This window comes from Acidobacteriota bacterium, assembly GCA_030697165.1.
Lineage (GTDB): Bacteria > Acidobacteriota > Vicinamibacteria > Vicinamibacterales > UBA2999 > 12-FULL-67-14b.
The window spans coordinates 96,882-120,548 of record JAUYQQ010000013.1; the positions used below are offsets into that span (position 1 = coordinate 96,882).

Annotated in this window: 15 protein-coding genes; 4 read left to right on the forward strand and 11 right to left on the reverse strand. The window is 65.2% G+C overall.

What is annotated here, in order from left to right; translation table 11 throughout:
• Positions 1 to 17: 17 nt before the first annotated feature.
• The 5 genes from Q8T13_13155 to Q8T13_13175 form a co-directional block, all read right to left on the reverse strand.
• Entirely contained in the window at positions 18 to 2,687 is a 2,670-nt protein-coding gene (locus tag Q8T13_13155) for a protein kinase (GenBank protein ID MDP3718705.1), read from the reverse strand.
• 73 nt (positions 2,688 to 2,760) lie between these two features.
• A complete protein-coding gene (locus Q8T13_13160; protein MDP3718706.1) occupies positions 2,761 to 3,114 on the reverse strand; it encodes a hypothetical protein in 354 nt (117 codons plus the stop codon).
• Complete coding sequence (locus tag Q8T13_13165) at positions 3,101 to 3,340, reverse strand: hypothetical protein (GenBank protein ID MDP3718707.1); 240 nt, start codon at positions 3,338 to 3,340, stop codon at positions 3,101 to 3,103. The genes Q8T13_13160 and Q8T13_13165 overlap by 14 nt, the downstream gene beginning before the upstream one ends.
• 42 nt (positions 3,341 to 3,382) lie before the next feature.
• Positions 3,383 to 3,631 carry a DUF6036 family nucleotidyltransferase gene (locus Q8T13_13170; GenBank protein MDP3718708.1) on the reverse strand — a complete coding sequence of 83 codons (249 nt, stop codon included), beginning with the start codon at positions 3,629 to 3,631 and terminating at the stop codon, positions 3,383 to 3,385.
• A 424-nt stretch (positions 3,632 to 4,055) separates the two neighbouring features.
• Positions 4,056 to 5,297: a serine/threonine-protein kinase gene (locus Q8T13_13175; GenBank protein MDP3718709.1), complete on the reverse strand. Its 1,242-nt coding sequence runs from the start codon at positions 5,295 to 5,297 to the stop codon at positions 4,056 to 4,058.
• A 121-nt stretch (positions 5,298 to 5,418) separates the two neighbouring features.
• Here Q8T13_13175 and Q8T13_13180 point away from each other — a divergent pair, with 121 nt between their 5' ends.
• Together Q8T13_13180 and Q8T13_13185 are read left to right on the forward strand one after the other, a co-directional pair.
• On the forward strand, positions 5,419 to 5,670 hold the full coding sequence (locus Q8T13_13180; protein ID MDP3718710.1) for a type II toxin-antitoxin system Phd/YefM family antitoxin: 252 nt from the start codon (positions 5,419 to 5,421) through the stop codon (positions 5,668 to 5,670).
• The gene (locus Q8T13_13185) at positions 5,660 to 6,088 is read left to right on the forward strand and encodes a putative toxin-antitoxin system toxin component, PIN family (protein ID MDP3718711.1); all 429 of its coding nucleotides are present in this window, start codon (positions 5,660 to 5,662) and stop codon (positions 6,086 to 6,088) included. The genes Q8T13_13180 and Q8T13_13185 overlap by 11 nt, the downstream gene beginning before the upstream one ends.
• Before the next feature lie 13 nt (positions 6,089 to 6,101).
• Here the strand turns inward: Q8T13_13185 and Q8T13_13190 are convergent, their stop codons facing one another.
• Together Q8T13_13190 and Q8T13_13195 are read right to left on the reverse strand one after the other, a co-directional pair.
• On the reverse strand, positions 6,102 to 8,894 hold the full coding sequence (locus Q8T13_13190; GenBank protein MDP3718712.1) for a protein kinase: 2,793 nt from the start codon (positions 8,892 to 8,894) through the stop codon (positions 6,102 to 6,104).
• Positions 8,895 to 11,828 carry a protein kinase gene (locus Q8T13_13195; protein ID MDP3718713.1) on the reverse strand — a complete coding sequence of 978 codons (2,934 nt, stop codon included), beginning with the start codon at positions 11,826 to 11,828 and terminating at the stop codon, positions 8,895 to 8,897.
• A 9-nt stretch (positions 11,829 to 11,837) separates the two neighbouring features.
• Here Q8T13_13195 and Q8T13_13200 point away from each other — a divergent pair, with 9 nt between their 5' ends.
• Together Q8T13_13200 and Q8T13_13205 are read left to right on the forward strand one after the other, a co-directional pair.
• Positions 11,838 to 12,125, forward strand: coding sequence for a type II toxin-antitoxin system prevent-host-death family antitoxin (locus Q8T13_13200; GenBank protein ID MDP3718714.1), 288 nt, complete (start codon positions 11,838 to 11,840; stop codon positions 12,123 to 12,125).
• The gene (locus tag Q8T13_13205) at positions 12,125 to 12,541 is read left to right on the forward strand and encodes a type II toxin-antitoxin system VapC family toxin (GenBank protein MDP3718715.1); all 417 of its coding nucleotides are present in this window, start codon (positions 12,125 to 12,127) and stop codon (positions 12,539 to 12,541) included. Before Q8T13_13200 ends, Q8T13_13205 begins: the two co-directional genes overlap by 1 nt.
• Before the next feature lie 20 nt (positions 12,542 to 12,561).
• On the opposite strand, the gene Q8T13_13210 is transcribed toward Q8T13_13205, so the two are convergent.
• The 4 genes from Q8T13_13210 to Q8T13_13225 all read right to left on the reverse strand — a co-directional run bounded on the left by Q8T13_13210 (position 12,562) and on the right by Q8T13_13225 (position 23,609).
• Positions 12,562 to 15,336: a protein kinase gene (locus Q8T13_13210; protein ID MDP3718716.1), complete on the reverse strand. Its 2,775-nt coding sequence runs from the start codon at positions 15,334 to 15,336 to the stop codon at positions 12,562 to 12,564.
• A 141-nt stretch (positions 15,337 to 15,477) separates the two neighbouring features.
• The gene (locus Q8T13_13215; protein MDP3718717.1) at positions 15,478 to 18,228 is read right to left on the reverse strand and encodes a protein kinase; all 2,751 of its coding nucleotides are present in this window, start codon (positions 18,226 to 18,228) and stop codon (positions 15,478 to 15,480) included.
• Positions 18,225 to 20,849 carry a protein kinase gene (locus Q8T13_13220; protein ID MDP3718718.1) on the reverse strand — a complete coding sequence of 875 codons (2,625 nt, stop codon included), beginning with the start codon at positions 20,847 to 20,849 and terminating at the stop codon, positions 18,225 to 18,227. The genes Q8T13_13215 and Q8T13_13220 overlap by 4 nt, the downstream gene beginning before the upstream one ends.
• Positions 20,850 to 23,609: a protein kinase gene (locus Q8T13_13225; protein ID MDP3718719.1), complete on the reverse strand. Its 2,760-nt coding sequence runs from the start codon at positions 23,607 to 23,609 to the stop codon at positions 20,850 to 20,852.
• Positions 23,610 to 23,667: the final 58 nt, after the last annotated feature.

Below are 23,667 nucleotides of genomic sequence, written 5' to 3' on the forward strand. Positions count from 1 at the left end.
CCCGGCAGGGTCGAGGCTCATCTTGCTGCCTTTGCCGTCAGCATCGCCGGCCAGTTGAGCAGCACGTGCAACGACGGGTCCGTGCGGCGCTCGATCGAGCTGACGATAAAGCGCTGACCGTCAGCGGTCACGTCGTAGTTCGGCCTCCCTGACGGGCCCTGTTGCGGATCGACAAACCGAAACAACGCGATCGGACTGCCGAATTCGATCGGTTGCCCCGCCCGCACCGGCACCGCCATCAGATTCCCATCTGGTGTCAGGTAGTACAACTCGGTGCCGTCACGCCGCCACCGCGCCGACCTCCCGCCGTTTGGCGAGACCTGAATCCGAGCGCCAGAGTCCGGAAAGCTCTGAACGTAGATTTCGAACCGCCCGGAACTATCCGATGTGTACGCGAGCCAGCGGCCATCCGGTGAAATGGCTGGTTGCCGTTCCTCGCTCGGCGCGTTCACGTAGGCGCGCACCTGACGATCGCCGGTCAATCGCAGGGCCCAGATGTCGAAGTCGGCCGACTCCCCTTCGTAGAACAAATAATTTCCGTCGGCCGAAAGGTCGCTCGGATGCGCGTGCCGGCCGCTCGATTCATGCAGGATGATTTCCTGATTGGTCGCGCCAACTTCAGTCTCGATGAGCGCATCGTGGCCGTTGACTGGCGCATTGCGGAAAAAAATCACTCGACGGCTATCGGGGAGCCAGGTCGGGCTGCCGGCGCTCAGGCTGAGACCGGTGGTCCCCGACGTGAGTCGCGACAGCACCCCGCGCGCGAGATTGAACACCCAGATATCACCGCGCAACTGCATGGCCAGATGGCGGCCGTCGGGAGAGATCGCCGGGCTCACGGCTCCAGTGGATTGTTCGATGCGTCCCAGCAGACGGCCGGCACGGTCCAGCCACCGCAGTTGACCCGCTTCCGATTCGGCGGCGTCGCCAACCGGGAGGTAGGCGACTGTTCCGCCATTCGACGCGGTGAAGCTACCCACGACATTTTCCGATAATGGCACAGGCTCGCCGGATAGCTGGCGCGCAGCGGCGTTGAACGGTTGCGCGTAAAGGACCTGATCGCGTACGAACAGGAGATGGCCGTTTGCATAACGCGCAAGTGCCGGAACAGCCAGCAGGCGAATCGGCTCACCGCCGTCGAGGTCAGCGACAAACGTCCCGGCTCTGGACGAGTCGGTGCTGAGGACCGAGTAAAGATAGTGCCGTCCGTCTGGAAGAAAGCTGGCCATTCTGTGAACGTCGCCCGCAGACACCCGCGGCAGCCAAGTGGGTGTGCCGCCCGCGGCTGGCAGAGTGCCGAAGCGCACACCATCGCCGACCAGGAATCGTCGATCCGCTCCGACTTCAAGCGTCGGGATACCAGTGCTAAGCGATGCACCGACCTGCTCCGGTGTGCCGTCGGGAAGCGACACCTTCATGATCTGCCCACCGACCACAAACCCGAGCGTGCGGCCGTCCGGATACCACGTAATGGCTGCGGCGCCTTCGGTGCCGCGAACCGGCCGCGACGCTAACGAGTCAAGCGCGCGAAGCCAGATGCTCCGGCCGCGTTCGCCATAGCCGACGAACGCGAGCGTACGGCCGTCAGGCGACAGCGCCATGCGAGCGTCCACTCGCGCCACGGTCACGTCAGCGGTGTCATGGATGGCAAAGCGAACAACGTCTCCACTGACGGCGACTGAATCGCCCGGCATCCACCATCGCGCCGCGAACAACATCAACGCAATCAACGACACCACCGCAACTGCCGCGGCCCAACGCCACCCGGGGCGGGCGCGCTGGACCGTCTCGCCCGGTTTGCTCGCATCGTCGATCTCAAGCCGCGCGGCGGCGGCAGAGTCCAGGCGCAACCTACGATCTTTCTGGAGGCAGCGCTGGAGTAATTTATTGATCGATGCGGGCGTGGTGGTGGGCAGCGACGACCAATCCGGATCGTCCTTGAGCACGGCTGCGAGCACGTGTGACACCGTCTCGCCTGCGAAGACGTGGCGCCCGGTCAGCATCTCCAGCAAGACGACTCCAAAGGACCACAAGTCGCTGCGTTTATCGACCGCCTTGCCGGCGGCTTGCTCCGGACTCATGTACGCCGCCGTACCAAGGATGAGACCTGCTTCAGTCGCGTGGATCGAGAATGTCGGCGAGTTCATCGCGGTCACGGATGATCCCGCATTGGGATCAACGGCTTTCGCGAGGCCGAAGTCGAGCACCTTGACGGTTCCATCAGGGCGGACCTTGATGTTCGCGGGCTTTAGATCGCGATGGATGATGCCGAGTTCGTGTGCCGCTTCAAGGGCCTCCGCGATCTGCCGCGCGATCGGCAGCGCTTCGTCGAGCGGAATGGCTCCTCGCGCGATGCGCTGCGAGAGGTCCTCACCCTCAACGAGCTCCATGACGAGTGCAATGGTCCGGCTGAAGCCGGACGCCACATTGGCACCGATGTAGCGTCCGGCTTTAGCCGGACCATCACTCGCGGCTTCAGCCGGACCTTCTTCAAGGCCATAAATCGCAGCGATATTCGGATGATTGAGTGACGCCAGCACCTGCGCTTCGCGGCTGAAACGGCCCAGCCGATCGGGATCGTTCGCGACCGCAGGCAACAGCACTTTGATCGCAACGTCGCGGTTCAACTTCGTATCGCGCGCGCGATACACCTCGCCCATGCCACCAGCGCCGAGCGCGGAGAGAATCTCGTAGGGACCGAGGCGGGCGCCGGGAACGATGGGGATGCCGAGAGTATAGGTGAGAATGGCCCTTCGTTCGTCAGGCAGCCGTCAGGAAGTCAGGCGGCGCGTAGAGCATCCGGACCCGCAGCGGCTCGGGGCCCTCGGTCTCGCACGATCGCCGCAACCTCGGCATCGTCTCGGCCGCACGGACCAGATACACCGGCTCGGGGGCGGCACCAACGGTTCGCGTCCACGGCGGTGGCGGCTGTTTGGCCCTCGACGCGAGGAGTTCCACCACGCCAGCGGCCACGGCCAGTTCGGTGGCGCTCCAGCCGACCGGGCGCGGCACCTCCGCCCAGGTCACGGCCTCACGCGTGGCGTCGGCGGTCCACTGCCGGGCCTTCAGCGCGTCACGCGCCAGCAGCGCCACGACGAGATCACGCAGGTCCATGCTCGCTCTCCCACAAATCATCGAATGCGTACTGCGCCTTCATCTCGCGGCCGGGCACGAGATGAGGCTCGACCTGCCGCCACACGCCAGCACGGGTCCCCGTGCACTCCTTCAGCAGGCGCCGCGCGTCCTCGACGTCGAGGTCGTCGCGCCACGCCGACAGTTTCATCGCCAGCAGTTGCGTCACTGACAGCGTTCGCACGCGGAGCGTGGGCGTGTCCAGCACTACGGCACCTAACGAGAGGCCGTGCACATATCCCTTCGCCGCCTAGTTCAGCCAGTCGCCTGGCAACTCGAGGCTCTCGGCCACGGATGCAGCGGCCGCCGCGACCCGGGACCGGGCATCCGGGTCCAAGTGAAACGCATCGACGTCCTTCGTGGAGTCGCGTGCGCCAAAGAGCAGCACCATGGCCGCGCCTCCGACCACGATCAGGTCCACGCGAGGCTGATCGGCCGGGAGCCGATCGGCGAGGCGCCCGAGCGCAGTCACGATGACCTCCCGCGTCAGCGAGTTCACAAGGTGATGGTAGCACTGCGGACTTGCCAGATTAGGGGTCCTGATCGCGCGCGAAAGACCTGGCCCATTCCACCGTCCCCGAGTGCGGAGAGCATCTCGTAACCACCGAGGCGATCATCCTGACGTCAGCGGCACGTGAGCTTCACTTTCGAACCTGCGTCGCCCAATTCAAGACGACGGTCGCTGGGAGGAGGGCGCCCGTCCGGAAGAAATTGCGGCCACAGGTGATTGGTCTCGCTGCGCGAGGCGTCAAGCGTCGTCACTGCCGTAGGGAAGCCGCCGCCGCCGGGCACTTTGAACAGGCCGCCCTCGCCGGCGGATGTCGGAGCAAACAGGATGACGTCGTCTTGATTACATGTTCCGCCGCCGCCGGCCCCTGAATCGCAGAGCACCTGTAACTCGCGGCCGCTGGTTGCGACCCGCTTCAGCTTTCCCGACGAGAAGAAGGCAATCCGTCGGCTGTCCGGAGACCAGAATGGGCCGCTGGCCCCGCCGGTCCCTTCGAGCATTGCGGGACCGTGGCATCGAGTGTTCGCAGCCATAAATGCTGGGTACCGTCCGCGCCCGCGGCAACCATGGCAATGTAGCGTCCGTCGGGCGAGACAACCACCGGCGAGCCCCAGCCGGTACGCCCGCTACCCGTCGATGCGAAAGTCCATCCGTCAGGTGGTGCGATCGAGAAGCGAGTGGCGGGACTATCGAGCGGCGCGGGCGTGATCCCCCACATCGCCAACACCACGACAGCGAGAGCAAGGATCGACGCGAGGCCCCAGGCCGCCTGTTCGCGTCTGGACGAGCGGCGTGCTGACATCTGCCCGACGCCCCTGGGGGATCCCGATGACGCGTCGTCGATGTCAAGCCGCGCCGTCGCCGCGTCCGGCAACCGGCGTTTGCGATCTTTTTCGAGGCAGCGGCGCAGCAGCCGCCTGATCGAATCAGGCGTCCCCGAGGGCAACGCGGTGAGGTCCGGCTCGTCTTTCAGAACAGCGGCGAGCACGTGCGAAACCGTTTCGCCGCCGAATGCCGGACGACCGGTCAGCATTTCCAGCAACACCACGCCGAAGGCCCACAGGTCGCTGCGCTTGTCGACGGCCTTACCCGCTGCCTGCTCGGGCGACATGTAGGCGGCGGTGCCGAGGATGATGCCGGCCTCGGTGGCGTGCCCGGCCAGGGTTGGCGAATTGGCCAGATTCTCGTCGGCTTGAGACTTGGGGCTTGTGGCTTGGAGAACGGCTTTGGCGAGGCCGAAGTCGAGCACCTTCACCGTTCCATCGGGCCGGACCTTGATGTTCGCTGGCTTGAGATCGCGATGGATGATGCCGCACTCGTGCGCCGCTTCGAGCGCCTCGGCGATCTGGCGCGCGATGGGTAACGCTTCGTCGAGCGGAATCGGTCCGCGCGAAATTCGCTGCGACAGATCCTCGCCTTCAACCAGCTCCATCACGAGCGCCGTCACACCGCCTGATTCTTCGAGTCCGTGAATGTGCGCGATGTTCGGGTGGTTGAGCGACGCCAGGACCTGCGCTTCGCGGCTGAAGCGCGCGAGGCGATCGGGATCGTTGGCGACCGAAGGCAGCAGGACCTTGATCGCGACGTCGCGATTCAGCTTCGGATCGCGAGCGCGATAGACCTCGCCCATGCCACCCGCGCCCAAGGCAGCAACAATCTCGAACGGACCGATACGCGAGCCGGGGACCAGCGGGGTGCGGGGAGTATAGAGGAGTTTCGAGAAACCGCACTTGAGCTATTTAAGCTATAATAGCCAAACTAGCTAATCTAAGGGTGCCATGAAGAGTGTCGCAGCCACCGAAGCCAAGAATCGACTGGGCGCCATCCTTGATGAGGCGCAGCGTGGACCGATTGTCATCCGCCGCCAGGACCGCGACATCGCCGTGGTGATGTCGATGGCCGACTACGAGCGGCTGAAGTCAGGCAACGTCCGCGCGTTCCTGGAGCTGCGCAACGAGGTGGCAGCCCAGGCCGCCGCCGCCGGACTCACGGAAGACCGGCTCGCCAAGCTTCTGACCGATGGCGCGTGAGCGCATCGTCTTCGACACCAACGTCCTGATCAGCGGCGCGCTCTCGACCACCTCCACGCCGGCTCGCGCTCTGGAGACAGCGATCGCCACGGCCGACCTGCTGGCGTCGACGGCGACGCTGCGTGAGCTGACCGAGAAGCTGTTGTCGGCCAAGTTCGATGCCTACGTTTCGCGCCAACAACGCGAAGCGCTCCTCATGCGCCTGGCCCCACTCGTCGAAATCGTGGCGATCCTGCAATCGTTCCAGGCGTCGCGCGATCCGAAGGATGACAAGTTCCTCGACGTCGCGGTGAACGGGCGCGCCGATGTGATCGTGACAGGTGACGGGGATCTGCTGGCCCTTCACCCGTTCCGCGGCATCGCGATTCTCGCCCCGGCGGCATACCTGGACCGTCAGGCTCAACGCCCGGAGAAATAGCGCGCTGGAGGGTTCATGGCTTGGCCACCGGCGCGATGCGGCGCAGCTCGTCGAAGAAGTGAAGAAGAAAGGTCAGCTTGTCTTGCTTGTCTGTCGGCCCCACCTGCGCCGTCGCCATCGCGACGCGTGTGCCGTCTGGATGCAAGTCGAACATGCGGCTCCCGCGCACCACGTGACGGCCCTCCGACCAGAGCCGAGGCTTCTCGGCGCGGAACGACCCGCCTTCCATCGTGTGGGCGGCCACCATGATTTGTCCGCTGAGCGTACCGTAGAGGAGTTCCGGCCTGGCGCGCGACCAGGTTGGTGTCGCGCCGCCATCGGCGGAGATCTGCCACTTGCCGCCTGGACCCGGAAACGGCCGCACGTAGATCTCATTGCGACCTGATTCGTTGGACACGTACGCGAGCCAGCGGCCATCTGGTGAGAACATCGGTTCGGTTTCGTTAAAGGGGCTGTTCAAAAACACCGTCGGCTTGCCGGGCTTCCATCCCGAGGCCTCGTCGCCGGCCATCGGCAGGAGTAACACGTCCCATCCCGTCGACGAATTCAGCTCCTCGAACGCCAACGCGGATCCGTCCGGATGCCACGAGGCGGGCTGTTGAAACTGAGCGCTCTCGGTCAGACGCTGTGCCTCACCAGTGCCGTCGGACTTCTGCCAGAACAAGTTGGGCGTCGATCGGATCCGGGAACGGTCTGATGCGCCCGTGCGGGGCGAGGCAAACACGACGCGCCGGCCATCGGGCGTCCAGACGGGCTTCAGGTCGTTGGACGGATCGAACGTCAGGCGCGTGAGGATGTCCCGCGCCCACTCGTAGATCCAGATGTCGTTCGGGTTCGCATCGGAAATTTGCAGGGCGAGCCTGCGGCCATCTGGGGAGAAGGAGGGATTGCCGAGGTTGGCCGGTGTGGCTCGCAAGGTGGTGGTGTTGCCGGCGCGATCCCGCCAGTGGAGCGGCCAGCCGGCGCTCACGTTCTGCCCCGGCAGGTACGCCACGGTGCCATTAGCCGCGAACGTAAACTGGGCGCCGCCGGTGACCGTATTCGTGGCCACGCCCTCGAGCACCGATACCGGCGGGCCCGTCACGGCCAGGCGCTCGAGGTCAAACGGCACGGCGAACAACGTGCTGTGGCGCATATACAGCAGGTGGCCGGTCGAGATGTATCGACCGTGATAACCACCCTGCTGAATCACGGTGCGCGGACCCGTCGGCAATGGCTGCACCACCAAGGTGGCGTCGTCATAGGCCTGGCCGGCGCTGCCGCTGGTGAAGAGCACGCCCTTGCCCGCCGGCAACACCTGCGGCCATCGCTGGCTGACTTCGCCATCGGCGAGCGGCGTCAACGCTTCTGGTGTCCCGCCGGCGGCTGCGAGCCGCATCAGGGTGCCGCGCGGGTTGGGGAGAAAGACGATGGTGCCGTCGTCGCCCCATGCTCCACCGCGTGGGTCGAGCGCATCGGCCAGGATGACGGCGGCGCCGCCGGTCAGCGGAATCTTCTTCAGCTTGCCGTTCTGGAAGAACGCAATCGATTGGCTGTCGGGAGAAAAGAATGGCGTCGAGGCATTTTCGGTTCCTGCCAGAGGCGCGGCCACGGCCTGGCTGAGTCGGCGCACGTAGATCTGAGGGTTGGCACCGTCGCTGTTCTGTGCGACGAATGCGATGACCGCGCCATCGGGCGACAGCGCCGCGACGTCGCCGGTGCCGACGACAAGAGAGACGTCCGCGCCCAGCTCACCGCTGATACGCAACAGCGCAGGCGTCGATGACGCCGCGCGCCAAGGCGCCGACAGCGCGAGTCCCAACGCCAGCGCCAGTGCGCCGGCGAGCGCCCACGGCAACGCTCGCCTCACATCTACTTGGGTTGCGGGCGGGGCGGCGTTGATTGCCACGGGATCCGGCGAGGCCTGCGCATCATCGAGCTCCAGTCGCGCGTCGGCGGCATCCGCCATGCGGCGCTTGCGATCCTTCACGAGGCAGCGCCGCAGCAACTTGCGGACCGGCGCCGGGGTGTCAGCCGGTAGCGCAGTCCAGTCCGGTTCGTCCTTCAACACTGCCGCCAACACGTGCGATACGGTCTCACCCGCGAACGCCTGGCGACCGGTCAGCATCTCGAGCAGGACGACGCCAAACGCCCAGAGGTCGCTGCGCTTGTCGACGACCCTGCCTGCCGCCTGCTCTGGCGACATGTACGCGGCCGTGCCGAGGATCAGTCCTGCCTCGGTGGCGTGAATCGACAGCGTCGGCGAGTTCATCGCCGTGGCGGAGGATCCCGCGGTCGGCTCGATCGCTTTCGCCAAGCCGAAGTCCAACACCTTCACCGTGCCGTCCGCGCGCACCTTGATGTTCGCGGGCTTCAGGTCACGATGAATGATGCCAAGTTCGTGCGCGGCTTCGAGCGCCTCGGCGATCTGGCGGGCGATCGGCAGCGCGTCCTCGATCGGAATCGCTCCGCGCGCTATTCGCTGCGAGAGATCTTCTCCCTCGACGAGTTCCATTACGAGTGCAGTTATCCGGCTAAAGCCGGATGCTACATTGGTGCCGATGTGGCGTCCGGCTTCAGCCGGACCTTCTTCGAGCCCATAGATGGCGGCGATGTTCGGATGGTTCAGTGACGCCAGCACCTGCGCTTCGCGGCTGAAACGGGCCAGGCGATCCGGATCGTTGGCCACCGCAGGCAACAACACCTTGATCGCGACGTCGCGATTCAGCTTCGTATCGCGGGCGCGATAGACTTCGCCCATGCCGCCCGCGCCGAGGGCGGCGAGGATCTCATAGGAACCAAGACGCGCGCCGATAGTGAGCGCCATCTACTTAGTCACCAGGACACGCGTGCTCAATTCCTCAAACCAGTTGAGAACCACTGTCATCGTCATCGCCGCCGGGGTGTTGCCGCGATCGCCGGCCGCCACCACGTTCTTGATCATTAGAAACCGCTTGCCGTCCGCGGAGACGTCGTACGAGCGGCTCACGCCAAGGGAATAATAGGGTCGCGCGTCGAACAACCTGGTGGGCGTGCCGTTGCTGAATCCCGAACGCGTCTGCACGGCCACCGACATCAGTGACTGCGTCCGGGAATCGAGGTAGAACAGTTCCTGACCGCTTCGAGCCCACGCAGGTTGACCGCCTCCGCCCGACGACACCTGCCAGCGACCACCGGTCACACCGGGAAACGGCCGGACGTACACTTCATCCTGACCTGACTCATTCGATTGATATGCCAGCCAACGGCCGTCGGGCGAGATCTCGCCGTTGCTCTCGTTGAACGACGTGTGCATCAGCGGCTCGGTTCGCGGCGCGCCATTCAAGTGCACCAACGTCAAGTCGTAGGCGCGGAGCGGACCTTCTCGCACGACCATCTGCTGGCCGTCCGGCGTCAGGGAATAGGCAGAGATGTCCTGCGGTCCCGTCAGCAACGACTGGGCGCTGCCCGTCCCGTCGGCCTGCTGCACGTAAACCGTTTGAGGGTGCACCCTTCCGGACATGAAGATTACGCGCCGGCCGTCCGGGGTCCACACCGGATAGCCGTCAAAACCTGGATCGAACGTGAAACGACTCAATGTGGCTTGGCGGAAGTCCCACAGCCAGACGTCGCTATCTTGATCGCGAACGTCCAGCGCAATCCGGCTGCCGTCGGGCGACAGCCGCGGCCAGGCATAGGTGCGTGGGGGCACTGGAATCGACTCTTCGCGCCCTTGCCGATCGACCCACAACAGCGTGCGCACCGGCGTCAGTGCGGTCCCGACACCGCCCGTGACATACGCCAGCGCTCCTGTTCGCGACACGCTGAAGTCCGCAGTCCCGTTCCCCTTGGTCAGCAGGTGCTCCGCCACGGACACCGGCTCGCCCAGAAGCTCGAGACGGTCGGGATCGAATCGGACCGCTCGAAGCGTTCCGGCGGTGGCGTACACCAGGTAACCCGGTTCCCCCGGGACCGGCTCGAAATACTCGGCGTGGCTGCCACCATGAATCAACGTCTTGGACTGGCCGCTCGCGAGATTCAACACCGCAATCTGATGAGCCGAAGTTGACCGCAATAACTGCGGGTTCTGGTTGAGCACGCGATCGACATCATTGCCTGGAGGCACGATCGTGAAGAGCACCGCGCGGGCGTTCGGCAGTACGAACGGCCGCACATGGTCGCCCTCGCCTTGTGCAGCATCGGGCCGGGTCAACACGACGGGATCACCGCCGCCCGCCGATACCCGCAGGAGTCCCGTCGCGCGGTCACCAGTGGCGAACACGATCGCGTCGTCAGCGCCCCAGCTGGCACCGACCAGGAAACCGTCGATCCGGCAAATGGCGATCGGCGAACCGCCGGTGATCGATACTCTCTTCAGTTCGTAGTCAACCGAGCCAGGGGCGACCTGGCTGAAGAATCCGACCCACCGGCCGTCGGGCGAAAAGAATGGCGCGCGGGGATCGGTGATGCCCCGCAGGGGCACCGATTCGAGCTGGTCGATCGTTCGCAGGTACAACTCGGATGACTGGTTGTAGCCACCTTGACCGGTCTGATAGACGAGGCGCGTGCCGTCCGGCGAGATCGCGAGGTCGCGGTCGGGTCCGGGTGTCGCCAAGGGAAGATCGGCGGGCGGCGCAATGGTAAACCGGACAGGCTGGGCGGGAGCGGGCGTCGATCGCGTCAGTGTCCACGTGGTGGCCGACGCCAGGGCGGCGCCGAGCACGACGCTCCCAGCGATTAACCAGGGTCGACTTGAGGCGCGCGCGGCTGCCGGCGGAATGGTCCCTACCGGCCTCATCGCACTGGTATCGAACGCGCCGTCCATCGACAGCCGCACGGCCGAGATATCGCGCACGCGCTGCTTCGGATCCTTGCGCAGACAGACCCGCAGTGCCTGCTCCACCCCCGGCGGCGTGTCGCCTGGCAGCGCCGACCAATCGGGATCGTCTCGTAGCACCGAGACCAGCGTGTCGGAGATGTCGTCGCCGGCGAAAGCGCGCTTGCCGGTCAGCATCTCGAACAGGACAGCGCCAAAGGCCCAGATATCGGCGCGCCGGTCAACGGCCTGGCCCTTCGCCTGCTCGGGCGACATATACGCGGCGGTTCCGAGGATGATGCCGGCTTCGGTGGCGTGGATGGAGAGGGTGGGCGAATTGGCGGCACCCCCCGGTCCCTGATCCCCGATCCCCGATCCCTGACCGACCGCCTTCGCCAACCCGAAATCGAGGACCTTCACCGTTCCATCAGGACGGACCTTGATGTTCGCAGGCTTCAGGTCGCGATGGATGATCCCGCACTCGTGCGCGGCTTCCAGCGCCTCGGCGATCTGCCGGGCAATCGGTAGTGCTTCGTCGAGCGAAATCGGCCCGCGCGAAATACGCTGCGAGAGATCTTCGCCCTCGACGAGTTCCATTACGAGTGCAGTTATCCGGCTAAAGCCGGATGCTACATTGGTGTCGATGTGGCGTCCGGCTTCAGCCGGACCTTCTTCGAGCCCATAGATGGCGGCGATGTTCGGGTGATTGAGCGACGCCAGCACCTGCGCTTCGCGGCTGAATCGCGCGAGGCGGTCCGGATCGTTGGCCACTGACGGGAGCAGGACTTTGATCGCGACGTCGCGATTCAGCTTCGCGTCGCGCGCGCGATAGACCTCGCCCATGCCACCGGCGCCGAGGGCGGAGAGGATCTCGTAGGGTCCAATGCGGGTACCGGGAAGGAAGGGAATGCGGGGAGTATAGACGGTATCGGGATGCTGGTTGACGACCGGATCGCTTGTGGTCACAATGACTACATGGAACGCAACCTGGTCGGTGCCCGGGAACTCAAGGCCCGTCTGGGCACCTATCTGCGCCGGGTGCGTCAGGGGCGCACGCTGGTCGTCACCGACCGCGGCCAGCCGATCGCGGAACTTCGGCCGATCCCGACCGACATGGCTACCGACGCGGTACTCGCCAAGATGAAGGCCGCCGGCTCGGTGACGCGAACCGTGAACGAGCCTCTCACCCCATTTCGCCAAGTCGAGAACCGCGGTCGCCCGGCCGCCGCGGCCATCGGCGATGATCGCGACGACCGATTCTGATGCGCTACTTCGACGCGAGTGCGCTCGTGAAGCGGTACGTGCGCGAGAAGGGCAGCGTCAAGGTCCGGCGGCTGATCGCCTCAGACACCCCGGCCACCAGCCGGTTGTCTGAAGTCGAGGTGGCCTCGGCACTGGAGCGGCGCTCGCGGGAGGGCGCATTTTCGCCAGCCGAACGCGATCGCGCGCTCGCCGCCCTGACCATCGATCTTCGCGCGATCGTCGTCGTGGAACTGACCCCGCACATTTCCGCCTGGGCCCGCACGCTTCTGCAACGACATCCACTGCGAGCCAGTGATGCCATCCAGTTGGCCAGCTGCCTCTATCTGCAGGAGCAGTTGGCGGAGCCAATCGCGATGGTGGGATTCGATGATCGCCTAAACGCCGCCGCGCGCCGTGAGGGGTTGGCCGAGCAGTAGAGTCGCGCTCGATTGTGATCTTATGGGTGCCTCGGCAGCGTCGAGGTCCAGTTCAGCATCAGATCCATGCCCGTGACCGCCGGAGTTTGCGCCGCCGTTCTCTCCCTGAACAAAAAGCGCCGACCATCGGACGACAGGTCGTAGCAACGAATGTTGGCGCACACCTGGTCCGGAAAGTGGCGGAACAACTCACGCGGCGTGCCCGCCGTCAGTCCCGACGCCGTGTTGATGTTGACCGCGATGATGGCCGAGCCAGGATTCACCGGCTGCAGGTAGTAGAGGGTACGGCCGTCCGGCGACCATGCGGGGTTGCTGGCGCGGCCGGCGGACACCACCGTGCGCGCTCCTGGTCCAGGAAATGCCTGCACGATGACCTCACCCTTCGAGTGATACGCCAGCCAGCGGCCGTCAGGCGAAACCGCGGCCTCACTCCCCGCCTCCACCACTACGCGGCCGATGCTGCCACCTGGCTCCACGAACTTGATGTCGAAGTTGACCTGATCTGCCGCGGACAGATAGACGATGCGGCCATCCGGGAGCCAGTCGGTGGGAAGCAGGTAACGGTCGGCCTCCTGCAGCAGCACCTGGTCCGGCGCGGATTGGTCGAGCGTGTGCGCAGTGAGCTTGCCAGGTCCGCCAAAAAGAAGACGCAACCCATCGGGCGACCACTCGCCTGATCCACGCTCGGAATTGCACCCGCGGCACGCCGTCCAGACGTTGCGCGCCCAGTCCGCCATCCACACTTCCCGGCGCGTCGGCGTTTGCACTCCGACCAAGGCGCGGGATCCATTTGGTGAAACCCGACTGGTGATCCGCCCGTCAGCCGGCGCACCGGAGGCCGGCTCTGCAGAAGACGATTGCCCATCGTGCGCTACCCAAATCAAGGAATTCGCGATGTATCCGATTAAGCCGCCTCGGATGACGGCCAGGGCACCCAGACTTGACGCCGCCACCATGCCAGCGCCGGTGTTGTCACTGAATCCGCGCAGTCCACTTTGCATGACGCCATCGAGCGCGACCACGGGCTCGCCAATCGCTGCGGCGCGGGCGACATCGAACGCCACCGCCATCAGCGTGCCGAGCCGCATGAACGCCAGGTGACCGGTCGGCAGCAGGCGGGCATCGGTGGCTGACGTCAGCACCAGGCGAGCATCTCCCCCGGCCAATGACTGCACCATCAGCCGGGTATCGGCCGGATCGCGGATCGCGACGTCCGCGTACAGAATGCGGTCGCCGCCTGGCAGCCACGTGGGCGTGACGTGCCGCCGCGCAGTACCTAACGGCGGAGTCGGCGCTGTGACCGCGACCGGCGTACCGCCGCCGGCCGGAACACGCATGATGCGCCGCGACGCGTCGTCCCCGAACACGATGGTGTCGTCGGCACCCCACGAGGCGCCGAACGGCCCCAGCGGGCCGGCGAGTGCGCAGATCGTCGACGCGGTGCCGCCCTCGATGGGAACTTTTCGCAGTTCGTTCGCGGCCCAAAACCCCACCCACCGGCCATCATGGGACACGAACGGGACCCGTGCGCCGTCGGTACCCGCGATCGGGAGCGCGTCGGGACGATCGAGCTGGCGGAGGAAGAGCTGCGACTGGCCCGCACGCGTCGCCAACAGGATGAGCGAGCGGCCATCGGGCGTGAACACCATCGGTGCCCGTGTCGGGGGCACATCGCGGAACTCGCCCAGATTGTAGTCAGCGGGTGCCGCGAGCGACGCATAGACCGGCGTCATTGGCACGACAGCTTGAGGCCACGCGAACGCCCCGGCGATCATCAAGGCCGCCGCCGCGACGGCCCACGGCAACACGCGCTGCGCTGTTGATCGGCGAGCGCCCTGCGTGACGGCCGCAGGGTCATCAACCTGACTGAGTATTTCGTCGATGTCGAGCCGCGCGTCGCCGATGGCCTGCAATCGCTCTCGTGGATCCTTCGTTAGACAACGGCTGAGTAACCGGCGCAGGCCCGCCGTCGCGGCGGCCGGCAGTTGCTGCCAGTCCGGTTCGCGCGTGACGACGGCAGCAATCACATCGGTGATGGTGTCGCCCTCGAATGGGCGGCGCCCGGACAGCATCTCGAACAAGATCGCGCCGAAGGCCCAGATGTCGGTGCGCTTGTCGACGGACTTTCCGCGCGCCTGCTCCGGCGACATGTAGGCAGCAGTGCCGAGGATGATGCCTGCCTCGGTTGCGTGGAGCGACAGGGTTGGGGAATTCGCGAGGTGTTCGGCGGAACTAAAGTTCCGCCCTCCTGGCTCAACAGCCTTGGCCAACCCGAAATCGAGCACTTTCACCGTGCCGTCTGGACGGACTTTGATGTTCGCAGGCTTGAGATCGCGATGAATGATGCCGAGATCGTGTGCGGCTTCGAGCGCCTCCGCGATCTGCCGGGCCATCGGCAGTGCTTCATCAATTGGAATCGCTCCGCGAGAGATTCGCTGTGACAGGTCGTCACCCTCGACGAGCTCCATGACGAGTGCAATGGTCCGGCTGAAGCCGGACGTCACGTTGGCACCGATGTAGCGTCCGGCTTCAGCCGGACCATCACCCGCGGCTTCAGCCGGACCTTCTTCAAGCCCATAGATCGCGGCGATGTTCAGGTGGTTGAGCGACGCCAGCACCTGTGCTTCGCGGCTGAATCGCGCTAAACGGTCGGGATCGTTGGCCACCGAGGGCAGCAGCACTTTGATCGCAACGTCGCGATTCAATTTGGTGTCGCGCGCACGATAGACCTCACCCATTCCGCCTGCGCCCAGCCTGCTGACGATGGTGTAAGGCCCAAGAACCTGGCCGATCATGATGGCACCTCTCGCAGGGCTACGGCGGGATCCCGCCGTAGCTCGCAGCAATCAAGGCGAGCGGAGGCGGAGCCACCGGCGCCGACGGCGGAAAGAATCTCGTAGGTGCCGGTGGTTAGCGGCATGAAGTACTCATCACCGTCACTTGCGAATCCCCAGCGCCCAATTCAGAACCACTGTGGCGGGCGGATCGCCTGTCTCGCCGCCGCGAACGGGGACTCGAACCAGAAACCGCCGGCCGTTCGCCGCTGGCGAGTACTGCGACCGTCGGTAGCCAGACGCCCGCAGCGGCAGGATGGGCAGCTCGAATAGCACCATCGGTGTCCCGGCCTTGAGTGCTGAGCCGGCGTGCTGTGAGTCCACTGGCACAGCCATCAGCTTGTGATCCGGAGCCTCGTAGTACAGCTCGTTGCCATCCCCGCGCCACTCCGGCATGCTGCCGCCACTCGCCGAAATGCGCCACTTGCCCAGAGGGCTGGGAAAACCCGTCACGTAGACTTCCGGCGCGCCGGACTCATCGGAAACGTAGGCCAGCCACCGGCCGTCAGGGGAGACGCGACCTTCGCTCTCGTTCGACGGAGTTCTAAGTAACGGGGTCGGCGTGGGCGTACCAGCGTCTGGCAACACCCACAGATCCCACTGCGTGACGGGATCCAATGATTGATAGACGAGCCTGCCGCCGGCCCAGTCGGTAGGCGACGAAGACGTCGGCGACTGGAACAACAGTGAGTCGGGGCCGACGTTGACCAACGGCTTCTGAAACAGACTCGGTGGCCCTCCTCGAGGCGACGCGAAGGCGATGCGAGCGCTGTCGCGCGACCAGACTGGATTTTGGGCGCCCGTGCCGAAGGTGAACTTGGTAGAGGTGTTGCGCTGCACTTCAATCAGCCAGAGCGCGACCTGAAGTACTTTTTCGTCCGGTTCAAATCGGGTGACCGCCACGGTTCGCTCGTCTGGAGCCAGCTTCAGACCGAGGTAGGGGCCTGGCCCGCCCACCGTTTCGCCGACCGTTCCATCTCGTTGTATCCACGTCAACTGGGTATCAGGTGGCACCGCTCCGCCCCAGAACGCCAGCACACCGTTTGCCGATGCTGAAAAGGCCGAGGAACCCGGACCTTCCTTCAAGACGTTGTCGGCCACCTGGATGACTTCTCCGACGACGCGTCGCGTTGCGGCATCGTAGGGCTGCGCGAGCAGGGCGCGATTGCGTACGAACAGCAGGTAGCCCGGCGCGACGTACTCCACCCTGCTATATTCATCGCCAAGATCCTGATCGCCGAGCAGCTGGGTTCGATCCGTCGAATCCAGAGAGCCAACATAGAGTCCTGAACTTTCTCTGGCGCGGACCACGTACAGATAGTGGCGTCCATCCGGCAGAAACTGTGGCCACAGATGGTTGGACTCGCCACGCGTCGGATCCAGCGCGGTCACGGGCACCGGCGTGCCACCGCCCCCGGGCACGCGGACCAAACCGCTTTCTCCGGACGATGCCGGCGCGAACAGGATCACGTCATCACGGCTCCAGGTGCCGCCGCCACCGGCTCCCGTATCGCACAGGATCTGCGTTTCACCCCCGGCGATCGCGATTCGTTTGAGCTTTCCTTGTGAAAAGAAGGCGATCCATCGGCTGTCCGGTGACCAGAACGGGCTGCTTGCGCCTTCGGTGCCGGCCAGCAGCCTCGGCGCCGTGGCATCGAGTGTCCTCATCCACAGGCGTTGGGTGCCTGCGCCGTCCGCCAGGACGAGGGCGATGCGTTGACCGTCGGGGGACACGACCAGCGGCGATCCCCATCCACCACGACCGAAAGTGTTCGAGTGGAACATCAACCCGTCGGGCGGTGCCACCAGAAAGCGCGCAGTGGAAGTCTCCACCGCCGGAGCCGTGAACCCTCGGATCGCGAACGTCAGGGCCACACCGGCAAGGATCGCTGCCAGTCCCCAGCCGGCAAGTTCGCGGCGCCGGGATCGTCGTGCCGGAACAGCGGCAGCGGTCGACCGCGCTGCGGGCTCCGTCAGGGCATCGTCGATCTCGAGCCGCGCATCGGCGGCGTCGGCAATCCGCCGCTTGCGGTCCTTCTCCAGACATCGTCGCAGCAGTTTGCGGATCGATTCAGGTGTCTGCGGTGGCAGCGCGGTCCAATCGGGATCGTCCTTCAAGACCGCCGCCAGCACGTGCGACACCGTTTCACCCCCGAACGTCTGCCGGCCGGTCAGCATCTCCAGCAGGACGACACCGAAGGCCCAGAGATCGCTGCGCTTGTCGACAGCCTTTCCCGCCGCCTGCTCGGGACTCATGTAGCCGGCGGTGCCAAGAATCAACCCGGCTTCGGTGGCGTGAACGGCCAGGGTTGGCGAATTGGCGAGGTGCTCGGCGTGATCGGCGGAACTGAAGTTCTGTCCTCCTGGCACGGCATCCATCGCCTTCGCCAAACCAAAATCCAATACCTTCACAGCACCATCGGCGCGAAGTTTGATGTTCGCGGGCTTCAGATCGCGATGGATGATGCCGAGTTCGTGTGCCGCTTCCAGCGCCTCCGCGATCTGCCGCGCGATTGGCAGCGCTTCGTCGATCGGAATGGCTCCTCGCGCGATGCGCTGCGAGAGGTCCTTACCGTCAACGAGCTCCATCACCAGCCCGGTCACACCATTGGCTTCTTCAACGCCGTAGATGTGAGCGATGTTCGGGTGGTTGAGCGACGCCAGCACCTGTGCTTCGCGGCTGAAGCGCGCGAGACGATCGGGGTCGTTGGCAACCGAGGGGAGAAGGACTTTGATCGCGACGTCGCGATTCAACTTGGTATCGCGCGCGCGATAGACCTCGCCCATGCCTCCGGCGCCGAGTGGAGCCACGATCTCGTAGGGACCGAGCTTCGTGCCATTCGCGAGGCTCACTTCTTCGACCCCTCAGTCCAATTGAGAATCACATTCAACTGGCGCGGCACCGACCCTGGGTCGCGCCGGATCATCAGAAACCGCTTGCCATCGAGCGACACATCGTAGGACGAGCTGTATCGGAGGAAGTAGTTTGCCCGATCAAAGAGCCTCCGCGGCACACCGAAGGATCCGTCGGGGCGCATCGACACGGCCACCATCGCGTCGCCGGTGACATAGATCAACTCCTTGCCGTCGCGCGACCATGTGGGCAGGAATCCGCCTCCTGTGGACACAGGGATTCGGTTCGTTCCACCTGGATACGGCTGCACGTAAACCTCGCTTCGCCCCGACTCGTCCGACTCGTAGGCCAACCAGACCTGACTACCGGTTCCGCCTGGTGAGAACTGGCCTGCGGCTTCGTTGGCCGCGGTCACTCGCAAAGCTGTGACCCTTCCATCGGGCGACAGGGTCCACAAGTCCCGGCCGGTGGTGGGGGCCAATTCTATGAAGAGCAGGGTCCCATCGGCCGAGAGCGAGGCCGGGAACTGGTCGGACGGCCGTTTGAGAAGCGCTTCCGCCGGTTGCGAGCCGTCAGCTCGTTGTGCGTAGATGTCCCAGTCGCCTCCCCGGTTCGAGGCGAACATGATCCGCGTTCCATCTCGACTCCACATCGGGTAGACGTTGCTATCGTCTCCCGACGTCAGGCGGCTGCGCGTCCCGCGCCGCAAGTCATGCACCCATAGGTCGCGACCGTGCCGCACGACGGCCTGCGTGCCATCCGGCGACAGGCTCGCCTCCCGGTAAGCATCCTGGTCCTGACCGAGCGCGTCAATCTTCCCCTCGCGGTCGACCCACACCAGGGACACTTTGGCCGGGTCGCCGGGTGCGTAGACGGCGGTGCCGGTCTCTGACACAGCGAGCCAGCCGCGGGTCTCGTTTTCCACGTCGTAATGGACATTGGCCAACACCGACGCATCGGCGCTGGTGCGCGCCGGGCGCGCAGCATCGAAGGGCGCGGCCCTGATGCCGGCGGCCTGATCGGCCACCAGGAGGCGGCCCATTGAACCGTTGAGGGCCTCGAAAATCGGCGGGGCCCCGGTCGTGCTGGGCAAGATCAGCTGCCACTGGCGTGAATCGCGTGCGAGCACCGCTCCGCCTTCCGATTGCCCCCAAACGGCGAATAGAAGGCTACCTCCAGGAAGCGATGCCGGAAACGTGTGGGCGTAGCCCTTGGCGGCGCCATCGGGCGTGGTGACGGATTCTGGCGATCCGCCGCTGGACGGAATCCGCCAGAGTCCCGAGCCAAGCGACGGCGTGTAGATGATGGTGTTGTCCTCGGTCCAGGTGCCACCGAAAGCAATCGGGGCCGCTGCCAGCCGGATGGGCGCGCCGCCGGCAACTTCAACTTTCTGCAGCTGCCCCTGCGCGAAAAACGCCACCCACTTCCCATCTGGCGAGAAGAACGGTTGCTTGGCGCCCGTTGAACCCGACACCGGGCGAGCGTCGAACGAATTCAGATCGCGCAGATACAGCTGCGAATCCTCGGTGCCTTGTTGCGTGACGTAGGCCACGGTACGGCCGTCGCGGGTGATGGCTGGTGCGGTGGTGATCTCATGACCCAACGGGAGCGCAATGGTCAAGCGAGCCGACGCCTGCTGGGCCGCCCTCGGCTGGTTCCACAGTACCAACGCCGCAACGGCCACTGCCACGACTGCGGTCGCGACGGAGGCCCACGCCAGTGCGGATCGTTGGCGATAGCGATAGTCGGGAGCCGGCGCCAGATCGCTTTCGCCCTCGAGTGCCAGGCGCACATCGCCCATGTCGCGAATCCGCTGACGCGGGTCCTTGACCAGGCATCGGCGCAGCAGCTGTTGAACGCCCGGCGAGGTCGCCGGCGGCACTGCCGCCCACGCCGGGTCTTTCAGCATGACGGCGGCGAGCGTCATGGAGAGGTCATCCGCGGCAAAGGCCCGCTGCCCGGTCAGCATCTCGAACAGCACCGCACCAAACGCCCAGATGTCCGCCCGCTTGTCGACACCCTTGCCGCGCGCCTGCTCCGGGCTCATGTAGGCGGCCGTGCCGAGGATCATTCCGGCCTGCGTCATCGCCGGTGTCGTGATGGTCGGCGACTGCGTCACGTTCGGGGAAGAAGTCGCCGGCTCCACCGCTTTCGCGAGGCCGAAGTCGAGCACCTTCACGGTGCCGTCTGGCCGAACCTTGACGTTCGCGGGTTTCAGGTCGCGATGGATGATGCCGCACTCGTGCGCCGCTTCGAGCGCTTCCGCGATCTGACGCGCGATGGGCAACGCTTCGTCGAGCGGAATGGACCCGCGCGAAATGCGCTGCGACAGGTCTTCGCCTTCAACCAGCTCCATCACCAGCGCGGTAACACCGTTCGACTCTTCAAGCCCGTAGATCGCGGCGATATTCGGGTGATTCAGTGACGCCAACACCTGTGCTTCGCGGCTGAAGCGCGCGAGGCGATCCGGATCGTTCGCCACCGCGGGCAGCAACACCTTGATCGCGACGTCGCGATTCAGCTTCGTATCGCGAGCTCGATACACCTCTCCCATCCCGCCAGTGCCCAAGGCGGAGAGAATTTCGTAAGAGCCGAGCCGTGCGCCGGGCGTGAGCGCCATCTACTTAGTCACCGGCACACGTGCCGCCAGTTCGTCGAGCCAGTTGAGCACGACGGTGATTTCCGGGGCAAGACTGGTAACCCCATCGGGTGCGGTTGATCGCGCGTTCTTGATCACCAGGAAGGACTGGCCGTCCAGCGACACATCGAACGCACGTCCGAGCGGGCTGACGAAATACGGACGCATGTCGATGACGCGCACCGGAGCCGCGCTGCTGAAGGTGGCCGTGGCCTGAACCGCCGCGGACATCAGCACCTGCGTTTTGGCATCCACATAGAACAGCTCGCGCCCGTTCCTCGACCACATCGCCTGCTGGCCGCCGCTGATCGACACCTGCCAGCGTCCGCTCTCGATCTGAGGAAAAGGACGAACATAGATTTCGCTCTGGCCCGACTCGTTCGTTTGATACGCGAGCCAACGGCCATCGGGTGAAAATTCGGCGTTCTCCTCGTAGAAGCTGGCATGCAGCAGCGGTTCACTGTGCGGCGTCGGTGCCATCCTGATCAGGGTGAGATCGCGGCGAGCCGAGAAGAGCCCTTCCCGCGCGACCAGCGTTTTTCCATCCGGCGTCATTGAATACCCTGCAAAAGGGTCGGTCCCGGAGACCAATCGCTCCGGGCTGCCGGTGCCATCCGCGGGTTGAATGAAGAGCCCGTTCGGCACCGTGCGCGCCGAGGTGAAGATGATGCGGCGGCCGTCAGGCGTCCAGACCGGATACGTATCGGCCGCGGGATCCAGCGTGAGTCGCGTGAGCACGCCTCGCGCCACATCCCAGGTCCAGATATCCTGTTCCTGATCTCGGATGTCCAGCGCGATTCTGGCGCCGTCGGGCGACACACGCGGGTAGACATATGAACGCGGCGGCGCCGCAATGGCCTTCTCCTTGCCCTGGCGATCGACCCAGGCGAGCGTCCGGTCGCCAAAACCCTGCTGCCCCGTCGCACCCTCGACATAGACCAACGTGCCCGTTCGAGAAGTGTGGAACTCTGCGGTCCCGTTACTCTTCCCCAGCACTCGTTCGACGAGAGGCACGGGGCCGCTCAGCACAGCCAGGCGCGCCGGATCGAATCGAACGGCGCGCAATGTCCCTGCAGCGGCATACACCAGATATCCCGGCCCTGCGCCGGAGGCCGGTGCGACGTACTCGGCGTGGCTGGCGCCGCGAATCAAGATCTGGTGTTGACCGGTTGTCAGGTCGAGAGCGGCGATGTCGTAGAGGTCGATGGCGCTGCCGACATTGACGGACGTAAAGACCACGGCGTTGCCGCCCGGCAACACGAACGGCAGCACGTGGTCCACTTCACTCTTGGCCGGATCGGGTCGGCTCAGGACCGCCGGGTCGCCGCCACTCGCTGGCACGCGCATCAATCCGGTGGCGCGATCTAACGTTGCGAACACGATGGTGTCGTCCTCGCCCCAGCTCGCGCCGACCACCGAGCCGGCCATCCGGCAGAGCACGATGGGAGGGCCGCCCGTCATCAGCACCTTCTTCAACTCAAAGCCGCCGTTGACACTGCCGGTGAAAAAGCCAATCCATTGATTGTCCGGGGAAAAAAATGGCGCACGCGCACCGGCGATGCCCTGGAGTTGCGTGGGTTCGAGTTGATCGAGCGCGCGCACGTACAACGCCGCGGTGGGACCGTCACCGATCACATAGGCCAGGCGGGTGCCGTCCGGCGAAATGGCTAGGTCGCGATCAACACCGAGGATCCCGAGGACCCCCTCGGTAGGCGTGATCGTGAATCGAACCGGATGGCCTGTCTGAGGCGTCGCTCGCATCAGCATCCAGGTGACGACCGTCGCCACCGCGGCGCCGATCAACAGCATCGCCGGTGCCATCACCCACGACCGCATCGCCGATCGCGACTCCTCCGCGGGCGGCGTGGTGGCCGCGCGCATTTGTCTCGTGTCGAACGCGCCTTCCATCGAGAGCCGCACCGCCGAAATGTCGCGGACCCGCTGCCTGGGGTCCTTCCGCAGGCAGACCCGCAGTGCCTGCTCGACTCCTGGCGGGGTGTCGCCTGGAAGCGCCGTCCAATCTGGGTCGTCTCGCAGCACCGAGACCAGCGTGTCGGAGATGTCGTCACCGGCGAAGGCGCGTTTCCCCGTCACCATTTCAAACAGCACCGCACCGAAGGCCCAAATATCGGCGCGCCGATCGACGGTCTTTCCCTTGGCCTGCTCGGGCGACATGTACGCCGCGGTGCCGAGAATGATGCCCGCCTCCGTCGCGTGAATCGACAGCGTCGGCGAATTCGCCGCACCCCCCGATCCCTGATCCCCGATCCCTGATCCCTGACCGACCGCCTTGGCCAACCCGAAATCGAGCACCTTGACGGTTCCATCGAGGCGGACCTTGATGTTCGCGGGCTTCAGGTCGCGATGGATGATGCCGAGTTCGTGCGCGGCCTCAAGGGCTTCGGCGATCTGGCGCGCGATGGGAAGTGCCTCGTCGATCGGAATCGCACCGCGCGCAATTCGATGCGAGAGATCTTCGCCCTCGACGAGTTCCATTACGAGTGCAGTTATCCGGCTAAAGCCGGATGCTACATTGGTGCCGATGTGGCGTCCGGCTTCAGCCGGACCTTCTTCGAGCCCATAGAGCGCGGCAATATTCGGATGATTCAGCGATGCCAGCACCTGCGCTTCGCGACTGAAGCGCGCCAGGCGATCGGGATCGTTGGCGACGGCAGGCAGCAACACCTTGATCGCGACGTCGCGGTTCAGCTTCGGATCGCGCGCCCGATAGACCTCGCCCATTCCGCCGGCGCCAAGGGCGGAAAGGATCTCGTAAGGGCCCAGCTTCGTTCCAGTGGCT

Coding starts and splice junctions, on each gene's coding strand:
- Q8T13_13220 (MDP3718718.1), bottom strand. CDS start 20,849: ATGGCGCTCACGCCCGGCGCACGGCTCGGCTCTTACGAAATTCTCTCC.
- Q8T13_13180 (MDP3718710.1), top strand. CDS start 5,419: ATGAAGAGTGTCGCAGCCACCGAAGCCAAGAATCGACTGGGCGCCATC.
- Q8T13_13210 (MDP3718716.1), bottom strand. CDS start 15,336: ATGATCGGCCAGGTTCTTGGGCCTTACACCATCGTCAGCAGGCTGGGC.
- Q8T13_13205 (MDP3718715.1), top strand. CDS start 12,125: ATGCGCTACTTCGACGCGAGTGCGCTCGTGAAGCGGTACGTGCGCGAG.
- Q8T13_13190 (MDP3718712.1), bottom strand. CDS start 8,894: ATGGCGCTCACTATCGGCGCGCGTCTTGGTTCCTATGAGATCCTCGCC.
- Q8T13_13185 (MDP3718711.1), top strand. CDS start 5,660: ATGGCGCGTGAGCGCATCGTCTTCGACACCAACGTCCTGATCAGCGGC.
- Q8T13_13200 (MDP3718714.1), top strand. CDS start 11,838: ATGGAACGCAACCTGGTCGGTGCCCGGGAACTCAAGGCCCGTCTGGGC.
- Q8T13_13160 (MDP3718706.1), bottom strand. CDS start 3,114: ATGGACCTGCGTGATCTCGTCGTGGCGCTGCTGGCGCGTGACGCGCTG.
- Q8T13_13225 (MDP3718719.1), bottom strand. CDS start 23,609: ATGGGCGAGGTCTATCGGGCGCGCGATCCGAAGCTGAACCGCGACGTC.